Here is a 14259-nt window from a genome sequence, read left to right as displayed (position 1 = left end):
TTCGCGGACCGCGAACTCGAGCGAACAACCCGCCCGAGTCCGATTTGTACCGGTACAGTCCCGTTTGACGCCCGGGTGTGCGTCGCAGCAACGCATTCCACGGGGGAGGCCGTCGAATTGACCGATACCGCCAACGATGTTCCCAAGCTGCTCGAGCTGCTACGCGCGCTCGAGGTGCCCGACGCGAAGCCGCGGGTGTTCCGCACGCTGCTGCGGCGCAGGCGTCCGCTGCCGCGCCCGGTCGTCGGTCTGGTCGGCGCGGGCGCGGGCGGCGCGTTGCTCGTCGAGATCTACCGTTGGCTCGGGGAATCCGGTGGCAGGCGGGCGACGCCGCGGGCGCGGGTCGATCTCCAAGCGGCGGATCTGCCGCCCGACGCGCTCACGCCGGACCCGAACGCGACGGGTGAGGAGATCCAGGGGCACTGCCTGCCCATCGTGCAGCGGCTGGTCGAGGGCTTCTCCACCGACGACACGGCGATGGGACCGATCAAGTTCCCGCGCTACCGCACCGCGGATTGGCTGACCCGCCAACGTGTTACGAGCGACGAGACCGAGGCCACGGTCGAACTGCGTTCGCGGCTGCCGCGTCTGCTGCGCAGCGGTTCTCCTGCCGACCGCTCCGATACCGCCGAGGGCGTCAGCGGCGACACCATCTCCCGGCTGGTGTTCGGTGTGCTCGCGCTGTGGCCGGTCCTGCGGCTGTGGCTGTGGATCAGCGGGCGCATCCCCGGCATGTCGAAGGTCACCCGCTGGTTCATGCGCCAGCGCTACCTCGCACCCGAATTGTCCGACAGTTTCCTGGGTTTCGCGACACGGCTGACCGCGTCGCGGCGCAGCGACGAGGACGAGAAGCAGGTCGCCAAGCTGCTGGTGCACGCCTTTCTCGAGGACATGCGCGACGCCTACCGCAAGCGGTTGTGGCGGCCGTCGAGTTGGCGGCGCACCGCGTATCCGGTGGCGCTGCTCGGTGGCGTCGAGCGCGACAGCGACGCGGAGCGGCTGATCGGCTGGATCAACGACATCCGCAACGAGACCGGGCATTTCGATCCGCTGGTCGTCCTCGCCTGCTTGGCGTACGACCCCGGCCAGACCGCCGACACCGCCGAATCGTCGACGCCGGAACTGGCATTGATCGGCGACCTCCAACACCTCGACACGCTCGAAAGTCTCGTCGACCGACCGTATTCCGGGCAGCAGCCGGATCCGTTGCTGCGCTGGCTGCGCGACATCGACAACATGCGCACCAACCGGTCCGAGCACGCGTGGTTCCTTCCGCTGCGAGTGCGGCTGCCCGATCCGCTCGACGGCCGCGTCCGCGACCCCAACCTGGCGCACCTCGCGGTGCCGCCCGCGCCGCCGCTCGCGGCCCGCAAGTGGTTCGTCGCGATGTGTGTGCTGATTCCGATCGGGCTGCTGGTGGCCGCCGCGCTGGTCTACATTCCGCCGCTGCGCGGCGCGCCGTGTGCGCACTGGCCGTGGACGCCGGGTATCGCGGTGCAGCAACGCGACGGCGAGTGCGTCGGCTACAGCGACAACGCCGACCAAGTCTTCACCGACGACCCGGAACTGACGGCGATGCAGCGCGAGGTCTTCCGGCTCAACGTCGCCGCCGCCGACGCGCGCCGCGACAACCCGCGTCGGCCGATCATCACGCTGATCTACTTCTCCGGGCTCAGCTACGTGGACACGAATGTGCGCTACCCGCACGCGCAGGTCGAGGAGCTCGCCGGACTCGCCGTGCAGCAGCGTCGCGCGCTGCTCGCCTCGGACGAGTCCGAACCGCTGCTGCGCGTCGTCGTCGCCAACGGCGGCTCCGATATGCGGCACGCGACCTGGGTGGTGGACGACCAGCTACGCGGCCTGCTGAACGACGAACCCGGCATCCTCGGGGTGGTCGGCATGGATCGCAGCAACGCCGAAACCCGCCGCGCCATCGGACGACTCGGCGAACTCGGTGTTCCGGTGGTCGCGACGACGCTCTCCGCCGACGGACTGGAGAAGTCCTCGCCGCTGTATTTCCAAGCGGCGCCGAGCAATACGACGCAGGCGCGACTGATCGCGGACTACGTGCAGGGCGCGCGCCATCCGGCGGGCGCGCCGCGGGCGGGACAGCCGCGCTACAACCAGGTCGCCATCTACCACCCCAAGGACGACGGCGACATCTACGTCGAGACCCTCGTCGAGGATCTGCGCGGCGAACTGGAGCGCCGCGACGTGCCGTATCGCCGCATGGAGTGGACCGAACAGCAGGAGCTGAATCGCTTCCCCGCCCCCTGCGAGACAACGGATTTCGATCGCGGCACCCTGTTGTTCTTCGCGGGACGCAACGACGATTTCGCGACCTTCGCCAAATCGGTCATTCGTGGCTGTCAGACGGGTGAGTCGCCCGCCATCCTCGGCAACGACACGGTGACCCGGTTGATCACCGACCAGAAGGCGATGGCCGCGCTGCCCGCCAATCTGTCGGTCCGCTATGTCGCCAAGGCGGCGCCGGTGATGCTCGGCGGCGCCGAATGTATCCGCGGCAACGGCGAACTCGGCGACGAGCCGGTCGCGTTCGACTACCAGCAGCTGTGCGCCGAGCTGGCCGTGCTGATCGACGACCTTCGCGCCTACCCGCATATGGCCGACTACCAGCCGTCCTGGCCCGGTGATCGAACCGGTCTCGCCTACGACGTGGTCGGGCTGTTCCTGCGCGCGGTGCGCACCGGGCCGCAACACACCGACGGTTCGATCAACCGCACCGCCGTGGCGATGCAGTTGCGCGAGATGGACTATCGCGGTGTCACCGGCACACTCGGCTTCTCGACCAGCCGGGTCGCGGACGGGTCGTCGATCGCGGTGCTCGTCACCGCGGGCGTCGGGCAGCCGGGTCCGCAGCAATGCCTGGTGATGTCGCCGCGGCCCGCCGAAGGGGACGGGTGTCCGTCGGGCACGAAGAGCGCGTCGGAGGACTGGTCACCGCCGCGGCGTTGAGCACGCCCTGCCCTCGGTGGGATGGGTCGCCGGGCGGTGCGTGTCGGCGTCAAGCTGTTCCTGCACGCGCTGCACGAGTCGGGCGTCGCGGTGCCGGAGATCTCCATCGGCGTCTCGCTCGCGGTGATCCTCGGCGTGCTGACGGTGACCACGATCTCCAGCCTGATCGCCACCAAGTGTCAGGAGCGTGCGGAGCTCACGTCCGCGCGAGGCTGACCAAGAGCCCAGGCCGAGCGACCAGCTCGGCCTGGGCGCTCACCACCACGGTTCGGGCCGGTGGCGGTCCCAGCGCAGCTCGGACTCCAGTTGCGCCGCAACGGAAATCAGCAGCGGTTCGGTGGCCGCGGTGCCCATCAGCTGGGCGCCGACCGGCAAGCCCGCCTCGGTGAAACCGGCGGGCACGTTCACGCTCGGCCACCCGAGCACGTTCCACGGCCAAGTGTAGGGGCAGGCGGCGGTGATGAGGTTGTTGGTGGCGTTGACGCCGATGCCGTCGATCTCCTCGGCGCGCGGCGGGGGAGTGGCGGTGGTGGGCGCGAGCACCACGTCGTAGTCGTTGAAGAAGGTGCCGATGCGCTTGTGCAGCAACGGTTCCGCCTGCCGTGCGGCGAAGAGGGCCGGCCCGCCGAGCACCCGGCCGAAGCGGACGTTGGCGCGGGTGCGCGGGTCCACCTCCGCGCCCGGCATCCGGTCGTGCATGGAGCGAATGCCCGCCATCGAGCGCGGCAGGAACGAGGCGCCGATGAGCAGTCCGTAGTGCAGGTCGGCGACGGTGACCGAATGCCCGAGCTTGCGCAAAGCCGAGGCGATGCCGCGCACCGCGGCGCGCACCTCCGGGTGCAGCGTCGTCTTGGTCGCGGTGAACGGAATGCGCAGGGACAGTGCGATTCTCAGTCGACCTGGGTCACGGCCGACGGCGTCGGAGGCGCGAATCGGTTCGGGGGTGTGGCGGTCGCCCTTGTGCGGTCCCGCCGCCGCGTCCAGCAGTAGGGCCGCGTCGGCCACCGTGCGTGCCAGCGGACCGTTGACCGTGAGGCCCTGGAACGCTTCGGCTTCCGGCCACGTGGAGATGCGGCCGCGCTGGGGTTTGATGCCGACGAGGTTGGTCCACGCCGCCGGGATGCGGATCGAGCCCGCGCCGTCGGAACCCAGTGCGGCGGGCACCAATCCGGCCGCCACCGCGGCCGAGGAGCCGCCAGAGGAACCGCCAGGAGTGTGCTCGCGGTGCCAGGGGTTGCGGGTGTGCCCGAAAGCCGCGCCGCTGGTGAACGGCAGCTGGCCGAGTTCGCAGGTGTTGGTCTTGCCGACGATCACCGCGCCCGCCGCGCGTAGTCGCCGAACCGACTCGGCGTCTTCGGTTTTCGGCGTGAAGCTGCCGCCGCAGCCGAATGCCGTCGGCTCACCGGCGATGTCGGTGTCGTCTTTGACGGCGATCGGCACGCCGAGCAGCGGCAGGCGCTCGCCTGCGGCCAGTCGACGGTCGGCCTCGGCCGCCTCCGCCAGCGCGCGGTCCCTGCGGACCACCCGGAACGCGTTGAGCGTCGGCTGGCTCGCCTCGATCCGGTCGAGCACCGCGGCCACCGCCGCGGTGGAGCTGACCGTGCCCGCCGCGAGCGCGCCGGCCAACTCGGCGAGACCGGGATCGCCCTCGGGCGTCGCACCCGCGGTGGGTTCCGGTTCGTCGGCAGGCCTGAGCGCTCGTTTCGGCACCGTCATGTGAGCTCCCTCTCTTCGGTCGTCCGGTGTGAACCGTAGCGCTGTATTGGACGACCGTCCACATGGGTTATCGCCGCGCGGCCCCGAAGCGCATCACCGCAGGGCACGGCTATTTCCGCTATAGACATACATACGGTATGTATGTAACAGTGGACGGGACGCCCGACCTCTGGAGGAAGCCATGGGCATCAGCCCGTCACTCGGTCCAGCGCACGAAATCGACCTGCCCGGCGGCCGGGTCCGCTACCACGAGACCGGCACCGGCGCGCCCGTCGTCTTCGTGCACGGCCTGCTCGTCAACGCCGACCTCTGGCGCGCGGTGGTGCCCGCCGTCGCCGCCGCGGGGTACCGCTGCCTGACACCCGACTGGCCGCTCGGCTCGCACTCGATCCCGGTGCCCGAGGCGGACCTGACGCCGACGGGAGTGGCCGACCTGATCGCCGCCTTCCTGGAGCGGCTCGACCTGACCGACGTCACCCTGGTCGCCAACGACACCGGCGGCGCCATCACCCAGGTGCTGCTGGCGCGGAACACCGCACGCATCGGCCGCGTGGTGCTCGCCTCGGTGGACAGCCACGAGAACTTCCTGCCGCAGCCGTTCACCCTGCTGCCGCTGCTGGCAAGGGTGCCGGGTTCGATGCGCCCGCTCACCGAGACGTTGCGCCTGCGCGCGCTGCACCGGCTGCCGCTCGCCTTCGGCTGGGTGAGCAAGCGACCGGTGCCCGCCGAGTTCGTCGACTCGTATCTGTTGCCGAGCCGTCGCTCCGGCGCCATCCGAAAAGACCTGCGGCGCTTCCTGAAATCCGCGCACCGCCGCTACACGCTTGACGCCGCGACCCGGTTCGGGAACGTCCGGCTGCCGGTGCTGATCGTGTGGGCGCGCGAGGACAAGCTGTTCCCCGTCGCCTACGCCGAGCGGCTGGTGCGCGAGTTCCCCGACGCCACCCTCGAACTCGTCGACGACTCCTACACCTTCCTGCCCGAGGATCAGCCCGAGTTGCTCACCCAGCGGATTCTGGAGTTCACTCGGCTGCATGCCACGCCGTAGCCAGGAGGACCGCTCCCGCACGACAAGGGCCGCCCTGGAAGAGGCGGGGCGGCGCCTGTTCGCCGAACGCGGTTTCGCGGCGACCTCCGCCGAGCAGTTGGTGACCGAAGCGGGCGTCACCCGCGGCGCGCTGCACCACCACTACGGCGACAAGCGCGGGCTGTTCCGCGCGGTGCTCGAACGGCTCGAGTCGGACAGCACCGCGGAGATCCGCGCGGCCATCGCCGCCCTCGATCCCGACGACATCCTCACCTCGATGGCCGTCGGCATGAACGTCTTCCTCGACATCTGCCAGCGCCCCGAGATGATCCGCATCGCGCTCTACGACGCGCCTGCCGTGCTCGGCTGGGAGGAGTGGCGGGCTTTCGAGGCGCGGCACGGGCTCGGCTTGATCGTCGCCGAGCTGGAGCGGGCCCGCGCCGCCGAACTCATCGCCGACGCGCCCGTCGACATCCTGGCCCGGCTGCTGCTCAGCGCCGTGACCGAGGCGGGGTTGATCGTCGCGCACGCCGAGGACAAGGAAGCCGCACGCGCGCAGGCCCAGCAGTCGCTGCTGTTGCTGGTCGCGGGTTTGCTGCGCGCGTAGACGGCCCGCGCGCCGACGCAATCCGACGCCGGTCCGCTGCTACCGCCGCATGCAGGCGGAGCGTAGGCGGAAGCGCGTCATCCGGCACAGCTGAATGCCGGTCGGCCGCGGCGGACCGCCGGAGCCGAGGCGGAGGTGCGTCGTCTTCGCCGGGGCGAGGCGACCGCGGGCTGTCGCTGGTCCGTGGGAGGATGAGCACGTGCGTTTGTATCGGGATGAGGCGGTCGTGGTGCGCCAGCACAAGCTGGGTGAGGCGGACCGCATCGTCACGCTGCTGACGCGTCAGCACGGCCTGGTCCGGGCGGTCGCCAAGGGGGTGCGGCGGACCAAGTCCCGATTCGGCGCCCGGTTGGAGCCGTTCTCCTACATCGACGTGCAGCTGCATCCCGGCCGCACGCTCGACACCGTCACCCAGGTGCACACCGTCGAATCCTTCGCCGCCGACATCATCGACGACTACGGCCGCTACACCACCGCCTGCGCGGTGCTGGAGACCGCCGAACGCCTCGCGGGCGAGGAACGCGCGCCCGCGCCGCGCCTGCACGCGCTGACCGCGAGCGCACTGCGCGCCATCGCCGCCAAACAGCGCCCGCACGAACTCATCCTCGACGCGTTCCTGTTGCGCGCCATGGGATTCGCGGGCTGGGCGCCCGCGCTGGACGAATGCGCCAAGTGCGCGACACCCGGCCCGCACCGCGCTTTCCACGTTGCGGCGGGCGGCGCGGTGTGCGTGCACTGCCGCCCGCCCGGCGCGGCCACCCCGGCTCCCGGCGTGCTGGATCTGCTCGTCGCCCTGTTGAAAGGGGAGTGGGACTACATCGCGACGGTGCCCGATTCGGTCCGCCGCCAGGCCAGCGGACTGGTCGCCGCCCATCTGCAATGGCATCTGGAGCGCCAGCTGCGGACGTTGCCCCTGATCGAGCGCACCAAGACGCCGACGCCCGCGGGGCACGTCGGCTGAGCTTTCGCCCTGATCGCGGCCGTGCTCGCCGGGTCGACCGGGTGATCCGCGGAGGTCTTCGCTGCTCCCGAGCCGGATCAGGCAGGATGGAGGCCGTGATCCTCCGTCGAGACTCCTCCACCGCGACAAGGCCGAGCAGCGGGCAGCAGAACCGCGTCGTCCGCCCGCCGTCGCCGCACCCCTCGGGCGCGCGGCCGCCGCAGCTGCCCCCGGAACTGGTTCCCAACCACGTGGCGCTGGTGATGGACGGCAACGGCCGGTGGGCGCAGGAGCGCGGACTGCCGCGCACCGCGGGGCACGAGCGCGGCGAGGCGGTGCTGATGGACACCGTCGAGGGCTGTATCGAGATCGGCGTGAAGTGGCTCTCGGCCTACGCGTTCTCCACCGAGAACTGGCGGCGCAGCCCCGACGAGGTGCGCTTCCTGATGGGTTTCAACCGCGACGTGATCCGCCGCCGACGCGACGAGATGCACGAGATGGGCGTTCGGGTGCGCTGGGCGGGACGGCGCCCGCGCCTGTGGCGCAGCGTGATCAAGGAGCTGGAGACCGCGGAGGAGCTCACCAAGGACAACACCACGATGACGCTGACGATGTGCGTCAACTACGGCGGTCGCGCCGAAATCGCCGACGCGGCAAGGGAAATCGCGCGACGCGTGGCGGCGGGCGAGATCGATCCGGAAAAGGTCACCGAGGCCACCGTCGCGCGGTTCCTCGACGAGCCCGACATGCCCGACGTCGACCTGTTCCTGCGGCCGTCCGGCGAGTTCCGCAGCTCGAACTTCCTCATCTGGCAGTCGGCCTACGCCGAATACGTGTACCAGGACACCCTGTTTCCCGACTTCGACAGGCGCAACCTGTGGGAGGCCTGCCTCCAGTACGCTTCGCGTGACCGCCGCTTCGGCGGCACCAAGTGAACGGCGGCACGGAGATGGACGCGGCGGTCACCCCCGATCAGGAACTCCAGGCGCGGGCGGGCGCGTGCCTGGACCAGTACGACATCGACGTGCGCGTCGACCCGGAGGGTTCGCTCGGCTTCGAGTACGAGGGCGCGCTGTGTTCGCTGCGCGCGGTGAACCTGGCCCCCGGCCTCGACGTGGTGTCCATGACCTGCGTGCTGGCCTGGGATCGCCCGCTGAAACCGCAGCTGCACAAGCGAGTCGCGGAGCGCAACAACAACTTGCAGTTCGGCTCGCTCACCGTGATCGGTCACGGCAAACTCGCCGATGTCATCCTGCGCTACACCTTCCCCGCCGCGGGCCTCGACGACCAGGCGCTGACCACCATGCTGCTGCTCGTCCTGTCCGGCGCGGGCCGGGCGCGCCAGGGTTTGCTGCCCTGACCTTCCTGCCCGCGACTTCGGTACTACGCCCTGGCGCGGGCGTCTGATCGGTGAATGCTGTGCAGTCGCTGTCCCGCCGATGGCAGGATCGGGGGATGCGCACCGAGGAGGGCTCTGGTCTCGCGGCACGCTCCGACGACGGACGGTCGTTCGTCGTCGCCGACGCCGGCGGCAGCGCGTTCGTCGCCGGTTCGCTGGTGGTCGTGGTCGCCGAAGGTCGCCGCCAATTGGCGCTGGTCGAGGAGCGATCCGAGACCACCCCCGCACGGTTGCGCGGCAGGCTGATCGGGGAACTCCACGACGAGGGCATCGATACCAGGTCGAGTCACGCCTTCGAGCGCGGACAGCTCGCCGCCGCGGACGCGCGGACCGTCGAGACCTTGCACGAGACCACCGGCGCCCGGCTCGAGGTCGGCGTGAACCTGACCGCGCCGGGCGGTCCGGCGCGGCTGTTGCCGAAGCGGTTCAACCGGCACACCTTCTGGTGCGGACAGAGCGGCTCGGGCAAGACCTACGCGCTGGGCGTCGTGCTCGAACAGCTGATCGCGCACACCGCGGTGCCGGTGGTGATCTTCGATCCGAACGCCGACTTCGTCCGGCTCGGCGAGCTACGGCCCGGCGCAGCAGGGCCCACCGCGGAAGCCTTGCGGGAGCGCGAGATTCGGGTATTGCGCCCGAATGCGGAGACCGGAAAGCTGCGTGTTCGGTTCCGCGAGCTGCCGATCGCGTCCAAGGCCGCCGTGCTGCGCGTCGACCCGATCGCGGACCGGGAAGAGTTCAACGAGTTGCTGCACCTCGGGACGGTGCTGGAATCCGGTGAGCTGGGCCAGATCCTGCCGCGGCTGCGTGCCGACGGGTCGGCCGTGCAGCAGCGCCTCGCGATGCGTATCGAGAACCTGGGCCTGCTGGACTGGGAGGTGTGGGCCTGGGGTGACGCCGCCGTCACCGAGGTCGTCGCCGCCCGGCCGGACGTCACGGTGCTCGACCTCGGCGGCTTCTCGACGCCCGAGCAGTACCTCGTCGTCGTGCTGTCCCTGCTCGACGATCTGTGGGCGCGCCGCGAGGAGCGCCGCCCGGTGCTGCTCGTCATCGACGAGGCGCACAATCTGGCCTCGCCGCGCCTGGATTCGCCGATCGCGGTCGCGGTGCGTGAACGCCTGATCCAGATCGCCGCCGAGGGTCGCAAGTACGGGCTGTGGCTGCTGCTGTCGACCCAGCGACCGTCGAAGGTGCACCCCGGAATCCTGTCCCAGTGCGACAACCTCGCGCTGATGAAGATGACCTCTCCTGTAGACCTCGCCGAACTCGGCACGTATTTCGGGTACGCGCCGACCGCGCTGCTCGAGCGGTCGCCGTGGTTCCGGCAGGGCGAGGCGCTGTTCGCGGGCGGGTTCGTCCCCGCGCCGTCGCTGGCGAAGGTCCGCGCCCGGCTCACGCCCGAGGGCGGCGGCGATGTGGAAGTGCCGCTGCGCTGAGCTTCAGTGCTGCGCTGAGTTTCAGTGCTGCGCTGAGGACTTGGCACCGCCGGGGTTGTTCGGCGCTGCGCTCCGTGAACTCGAGGTCTGCGGTGCGGACAGCGTCGGTTCAGTGAATTCGGCTCTGCACGAGACGGATACGGCGCTGCGCTCGGTGAATCGGCACCGCGCGGAGCGCCCTCAGCGGGCGACGGGCTTGCCGACCGGGATGAGCAGGTCGACGCCGCGGGCGAGGGTGTCGGGGTCGAGGTCTTCCAGGATCAGGTGTTGCAGGATGAAGCCGGGCAGGAAGCCGATGATCGCCTTGGCGACGGCGTCGGTGTCGGCGTCCTGCGGTAGCCAGCCCTGCTCGCACATGCGCACCGCGTAGTCGCGCCAGAGGTCGCGCATCGCGTGCATGGTCTCGCGCACGGGCTCGGCCGCCCCGTCGTGCACCAAGGCTAGCGCCCACGCCTGCGGCGCCAGGCGCACCGGGCCGTCGGGTCCGCTGCGCCGGACCACTTCCTCGGCGATGCCGCGCACCAGCTGCGCCGGCGTCGGCAGCGGGTCGGTGCGCACCGCCTCCGCGATCGCGGCCCGCAAGTCGACGGTGGTCTGGGTGGCCAGCGCCGCGATGATCTCGTTCTTGCTCTTGAAGTAGCGGTAGACCGCGCCCGCCGAGAGCCCGGATTCGGTGAACACGTCCTGCATCGAGGTCTCGAAGAAACCCTTGCGGGCGAAGCACAGCCGCGCGGCGTCGAGGATCTGCTGTCTGCGGCGTTCCAGGTGTTCTTCGCTGACTCGGGGCATGAGCCCAAAGTAAAACGAATATCCGTTCTTGACAAGCCGCCGGGGCCGTGCGACGGTAAGGGCATCGAAAGAGAACGAGCATTCGATTTATTGGGAGAACGTCATGAAAACCATGCAGCGAGCGGTCGCCCTCGGCCTCGGCGCGGCCCTGCTCCAGGCGCTGATGCTGATCGCCTTCGCATGGCCCGCGGCCAATATCGCGCCGCGTGACCTGCCCATCGCCGTCGCCGGTCCGCAGGCCGCCGTAGTCGCCGAACGGCTCGGGCAGCGCGACCCCGACGCCTTCGAGATCACTACCTCGGCCGATGCCGCGGCCGCGCGCGCCGCCATCGAGGACCGCGAGGTCTACGGCGCGATCGTCACCGGTGGGGGAGCGCCGACGGTGCTCGTCGCCTCCGGTGCGAGCCCCGCGGTGGCGCAGCAGCTCACCGCCATCGCCCAGCAGCTCGCCGGGACGCCGGCTGCCCCGGTCGAGGATGTCGTCGCCGCCGATCCGGACGACCCGCGCGGCGCCGCCTTCGGCGCGATGGTGCTGCCGCTGGTGATGGCGGGCATCGCGGCGGGCGTCCTGCTGAGCCTGCTGATCCCGTCGGTCGGCGCGAAGGTCGCGGGCCTGGTGAGCTTCGGTCTGTTCGGCGGACTGCTGAGCATGGCGATCGCCCAGGGCTGGATGTCGGTGCTGCCGGGCGACTACTTGACGCTGGCGTCGGTCGCCGGGCTGGTGTCCTTCACGGTCGCCGGTGCGGTGGTCGGGCTCGCCGCGGTCCTCGGCCGTCCCGGCATCGGCGTCGCGGCGCTGACCATGCTGCTGGTCGGCAACCCGTTCTCGGCCGCCACCTCCGCGCCGGAGCTGCTGCCGCAGCCGTGGGGCGCCATCGGCCAGCTGCTGCCGCCGGGCGCCGCTGCCTCGCTGCTCCGCTCGGTCGCCTTCTTCGACGGTGCCGGAGCCGGGAAACCCCTTGCGGTGCTGGTGATCTGGGCCGCAGCGGCGCTCGTCCTGCTCGGTGTGGCCGCCCTGCGCGGCCGGGCCGCGGCCGCGCCGGTACCCGCGCAGGCGGCCGAACCCGTTCCCGCCTGATCCGGCAACGAAGAAGGCCACCCGCTTCCTCGGAAGCGGGTGGCCTTCTGCTGTGCGGCCCTGATCCGTCGACGTCGCTCGTCAGTCGCGGGAAGTCTTGGCGCAGCTCCGGCAGGTACCGAAGACCTCGATGGTGTGGCTCACCTCGGTGAAGCCGTGATCGCACGCGATGGACTCGGCCCACGCCTCCACCGTCGGTCCCTCGACCTCGACGGTGCGGCCGCAGTGCCTGCAGACCAGGTGGTGATGATGTCCCGTGGAGCACTGCCGGTAGACCGACTCGCCGGAGTCGGTGCGCAGCACGTCGACCAGGCCCGCGTCGGCCAGCGACTGCAAGGTCCGGTAGACCGTGGTGAGCCCGATGCCCTCGCCGCGCTTGCGCAGCTCGTCGTGCAGTTCCTGGGCGGAGCGGAACTCGTCGATGTCACCGAGCAGCGCGGCGATCGCGCTGCGCTGGCGCGTGCTGCGGATGCCGACCGACTTCTGCGGATCCAACGTCTTCTCCTGCACGGATCACCCTTCCTCGGCGTGCGCGACGGCATCGACCACGATATGCGCCAAGTGGTCGTCGACGAGTTCGTAGAGCACCTCGCGGCCGGACCGCTCGCCGTGCACGACGCCCGCCGACTTGAGGATGCGCAGATGTTGGCTCACCAACGGCTGGGTCACGCCGAGCGCGTCCACCAGCTCGTGCACGCAGCGCGGCGACTCGCGTAGCTGTAGCACGATCGCGATGCGCACGGGCGCGGCAAGGGCGCGGAGCAGCTCGCCCGCGTCCTCCAGAACGGTGCGCGCGGGCACCGGCGCGGGTCCGGGGGAGCGATACGGTGTGTGCGAATGCGCGGCGGCCGTCTCGGCGGTCATCGGGAACCAACTCCTTATTGGAAAGCGATCCCATTTTGATATGCACAGGTGCGCATGTCAAACGCGGCGCGCCGGGGGACTACGGACAACCGTCCTCGTTCGGCATCGGAATGTTCGGGTCGAAGTACTCCTCGCTGCGGCGCGCGGGCGGCGTCGCCGACCCCGTCCCGGGAGGGTTGCTGTAAGACGGTGCGAGCAAGCCCAGGTGCAACTGCGCGCAGCCGACCGAGTAGTTGAAACCGTCCACCTCGCCGTACCAGATGCCCATCGAGTCGGCAGCGTACTTCGGGTCGTCGATCCAGCGGAATTCGATCTCCTGGCGGACCACCGCCACGATGTCCATCGGGCCGTCGAGCTGCGCCGGATCGGGTGCCTCGAACGCGTAGGCGACCAGGTAGTTGGTCCGCAGAGCCAGTTCGCCTTCGTCGTTGATCGTCGGCGTCATCGATCCGATGACGCGCGGCTGCACGGGCAGCAGCTGGAAGTCCGGCGCGATGCGTTCGGCCACGTACCACGACTCGCGCTCGTGGCCCGGCGCCAGCTCCTCCGCCAGTCGCTCGACCATATGGGGCGCGAGCAGCGCGAGCACCGGGCTCAAATCGCCGGTCTCCAGCACCGTGCGGTCCAGTCTCGCGGTGATGATCAGCTGACGCACCCGCGCCATGAACTGGCCGACCTGCTCGGCGGAGTATCGGCCGACGGGATACGCGGGCGGCGGCTCGATACCGCCCCCACCCTCGCGCCACATGGCGGCGGGGGTGTCGGCGAACGGCCTGGTCGGATCGATATCCGCGTTCTTCCACAGCGGCGCGGTGGACGTGCTCGAGGTGGTCGCGGCCGGCGCGCTCGCGCTCGGCGCGGTCCCGTCCAGAAAGGTGAAGCCCGCCCACAGCAGCACCACCGCGAGGCTGAGCGCGAGCGTCGACAGCAGCGCGCCGCGGCTGGGCCTGATCAGGCGGCGGGCCTTGTGCGCCCTGGTCGCGCGCCGGTGATCGCGTAGCGCACGCCGCTCGGCTTCGCGCGCCCAGTCGGCATCGAACAGATCCGGTGGCAGATCGGCCACGGCCCACCCCTGTGTACTACCCGCCGAATCGTCCGGAGCTCAGCGCTCCATCCCGCCCCGGTCGTCTTCGGCAAAAACGTTGGCGCCGGGGCATTCCCGGCGGTCCGTCGGAACATGATCGCACCCGCCGGACGATTGCGCGTCCCAGGGTCCGCGGGATGAATGCGCGTACCTTCGCCTCCGCTCCGGTCGTGCGCGGACCACGTCCGCCGGTGCCGAGCAGGACGGCTCGCGTGAGCGGGCGTCCGGCACGCGATCCGGTGCAGGTGGCTGGCGGTGCAAACTCGATTGCGCGATGCCGATAGTCTGGAGGTCGGCAATAGGCTTTCGTATAAGCAATTGGCTGTATCGAAATCAATCCGAC

13 protein-coding genes and 1 pseudogene are annotated in these 14259 nt (G+C 70.3%); 9 read left to right on the top strand and 5 right to left on the bottom strand.

The window, feature by feature from the left end:
- Positions 1 to 117: 117 nt before the first annotated feature.
- On the top strand, positions 118 to 2976 hold the full coding sequence (locus NAM01S_RS19305; RefSeq protein ID WP_067787225.1) for a type 1 periplasmic-binding domain-containing protein: 2859 nt from the start codon (positions 118 to 120) through the stop codon (positions 2974 to 2976).
- A gap of 42 nt (positions 2977 to 3018) precedes the next feature.
- Positions 3019 to 3192: pseudogene (locus NAM01S_RS19300) on the top strand (TerC family protein); the annotation flags it as partial.
- Positions 3193 to 3231: 39 nt separating this feature from the next.
- Here the strand turns inward: NAM01S_RS19300 and NAM01S_RS19295 are convergent.
- A complete protein-coding gene (locus NAM01S_RS19295; protein WP_084483080.1) occupies positions 3232 to 4692 on the bottom strand; it encodes an amidase in 1461 nt (486 codons plus the stop codon).
- A 181-nt stretch (positions 4693 to 4873) separates the two neighbouring features.
- Between NAM01S_RS19295 and NAM01S_RS19290 the strand changes: the two genes are divergently transcribed.
- The 6 genes from NAM01S_RS19290 to NAM01S_RS19265 all read left to right on the top strand — a co-directional run bounded on the left by NAM01S_RS19290 (position 4874) and on the right by NAM01S_RS19265 (position 10101).
- Positions 4874 to 5740: an alpha/beta fold hydrolase gene (locus tag NAM01S_RS19290; RefSeq protein WP_067787221.1), complete on the top strand. Its 867-nt coding sequence runs from the start codon at positions 4874 to 4876 to the stop codon at positions 5738 to 5740.
- Positions 5727 to 6326, top strand: a complete 600-nt coding sequence (locus tag NAM01S_RS19285; protein WP_067787219.1) for a TetR/AcrR family transcriptional regulator — start codon at positions 5727 to 5729, stop codon at positions 6324 to 6326. The genes NAM01S_RS19290 and NAM01S_RS19285 overlap by 14 nt, the downstream gene beginning before the upstream one ends.
- A 199-nt stretch (positions 6327 to 6525) precedes the next feature.
- Positions 6526 to 7287, top strand: coding sequence for a DNA repair protein RecO (recO, locus tag NAM01S_RS19280; protein WP_067787217.1), 762 nt, complete (start codon positions 6526 to 6528; stop codon positions 7285 to 7287).
- An 86-nt stretch (positions 7288 to 7373) separates the two neighbouring features.
- The gene (locus NAM01S_RS19275; protein WP_084483079.1) at positions 7374 to 8201 is read left to right on the top strand and encodes an isoprenyl transferase; all 828 of its coding nucleotides are present in this window, start codon (positions 7374 to 7376) and stop codon (positions 8199 to 8201) included.
- A gap of 14 nt (positions 8202 to 8215) precedes the next feature.
- The gene (locus NAM01S_RS19270) at positions 8216 to 8626 is read left to right on the top strand and encodes a YbjN domain-containing protein (RefSeq protein WP_097246106.1); all 411 of its coding nucleotides are present in this window, start codon (positions 8216 to 8218) and stop codon (positions 8624 to 8626) included.
- 95 nt (positions 8627 to 8721) lie between these two features.
- The gene (locus NAM01S_RS19265; protein WP_084483078.1) at positions 8722 to 10101 is read left to right on the top strand and encodes an ATP-binding protein; all 1380 of its coding nucleotides are present in this window, start codon (positions 8722 to 8724) and stop codon (positions 10099 to 10101) included.
- Between the two features lie 180 nt (positions 10102 to 10281).
- Here NAM01S_RS19265 and NAM01S_RS19260 read toward each other — a convergent pair whose 3' ends face one another.
- The gene (locus NAM01S_RS19260; RefSeq protein ID WP_067787214.1) at positions 10282 to 10890 is read right to left on the bottom strand and encodes a TetR/AcrR family transcriptional regulator; all 609 of its coding nucleotides are present in this window, start codon (positions 10888 to 10890) and stop codon (positions 10282 to 10284) included.
- 103 nt (positions 10891 to 10993) lie between these two features.
- Here NAM01S_RS19260 and NAM01S_RS19255 point away from each other — a divergent pair, with 103 nt between their 5' ends.
- Complete coding sequence (locus tag NAM01S_RS19255; RefSeq protein WP_067787213.1) at positions 10994 to 11968, top strand: hypothetical protein; 975 nt, start codon at positions 10994 to 10996, stop codon at positions 11966 to 11968.
- An 81-nt stretch (positions 11969 to 12049) separates the two neighbouring features.
- Here the strand turns inward: NAM01S_RS19255 and NAM01S_RS19250 are convergent, their stop codons facing one another.
- The 3 genes from NAM01S_RS19250 to NAM01S_RS19240 form a co-directional block, all read right to left on the bottom strand.
- Positions 12050 to 12478, bottom strand: a complete 429-nt coding sequence (locus tag NAM01S_RS19250; protein WP_067787211.1) for a Fur family transcriptional regulator — start codon at positions 12476 to 12478, stop codon at positions 12050 to 12052.
- 3 nt (positions 12479 to 12481) lie between these two features.
- Positions 12482 to 12832 (bottom strand): ArsR/SmtB family transcription factor, encoded by a 351-nt coding sequence (locus tag NAM01S_RS19245; RefSeq protein WP_067787209.1) that lies wholly within the window; start codon positions 12830 to 12832, stop codon positions 12482 to 12484.
- A gap of 79 nt (positions 12833 to 12911) precedes the next feature.
- The gene (locus NAM01S_RS19240) at positions 12912 to 13895 is read right to left on the bottom strand and encodes a hypothetical protein (RefSeq protein WP_067787207.1); all 984 of its coding nucleotides are present in this window, start codon (positions 13893 to 13895) and stop codon (positions 12912 to 12914) included.
- Positions 13896 to 14259 lie beyond the last annotated feature (364 nt).

The sequence above is a fragment of the Nocardia amikacinitolerans NBRC 108937 genome, from assembly GCF_001612615.1.
GTDB classification, from domain to species: domain Bacteria; phylum Actinomycetota; class Actinomycetes; order Mycobacteriales; family Mycobacteriaceae; genus Nocardia; species Nocardia amikacinitolerans.
Note: the sequence above shows the minus strand (reverse complement) of the source record. Positions and strands in the feature narration are given on the sequence as shown.

Bases quoted from the DNA above. Each gene is read 5' to 3' on its own strand.
- NAM01S_RS19260 (WP_067787214.1), bottom strand. From the start codon at position 10,890: ATGCCCCGAGTCAGCGAAGAACACCTGGAACGCCGCAGACAGCAGATC.
- NAM01S_RS19290 (WP_067787221.1), top strand. From the start codon at position 4,874: ATGGGCATCAGCCCGTCACTCGGTCCAGCGCACGAAATCGACCTGCCC.
- NAM01S_RS19265 (WP_084483078.1), top strand. From the start codon at position 8,722: ATGCGCACCGAGGAGGGCTCTGGTCTCGCGGCACGCTCCGACGACGGA.
- NAM01S_RS19295 (WP_084483080.1), bottom strand. From the start codon at position 4,692: ATGACGGTGCCGAAACGAGCGCTCAGGCCTGCCGACGAACCGGAACCC.
- NAM01S_RS19270 (WP_097246106.1), top strand. From the start codon at position 8,216: ATGGACGCGGCGGTCACCCCCGATCAGGAACTCCAGGCGCGGGCGGGC.
- NAM01S_RS19285 (WP_067787219.1), top strand. From the start codon at position 5,727: ATGCCACGCCGTAGCCAGGAGGACCGCTCCCGCACGACAAGGGCCGCC.
- NAM01S_RS19275 (WP_084483079.1), top strand. From the start codon at position 7,374: ATGGAGGCCGTGATCCTCCGTCGAGACTCCTCCACCGCGACAAGGCCG.
- NAM01S_RS19255 (WP_067787213.1), top strand. From the start codon at position 10,994: ATGAAAACCATGCAGCGAGCGGTCGCCCTCGGCCTCGGCGCGGCCCTG.
- NAM01S_RS19245 (WP_067787209.1), bottom strand. From the start codon at position 12,832: ATGACCGCCGAGACGGCCGCCGCGCATTCGCACACACCGTATCGCTCC.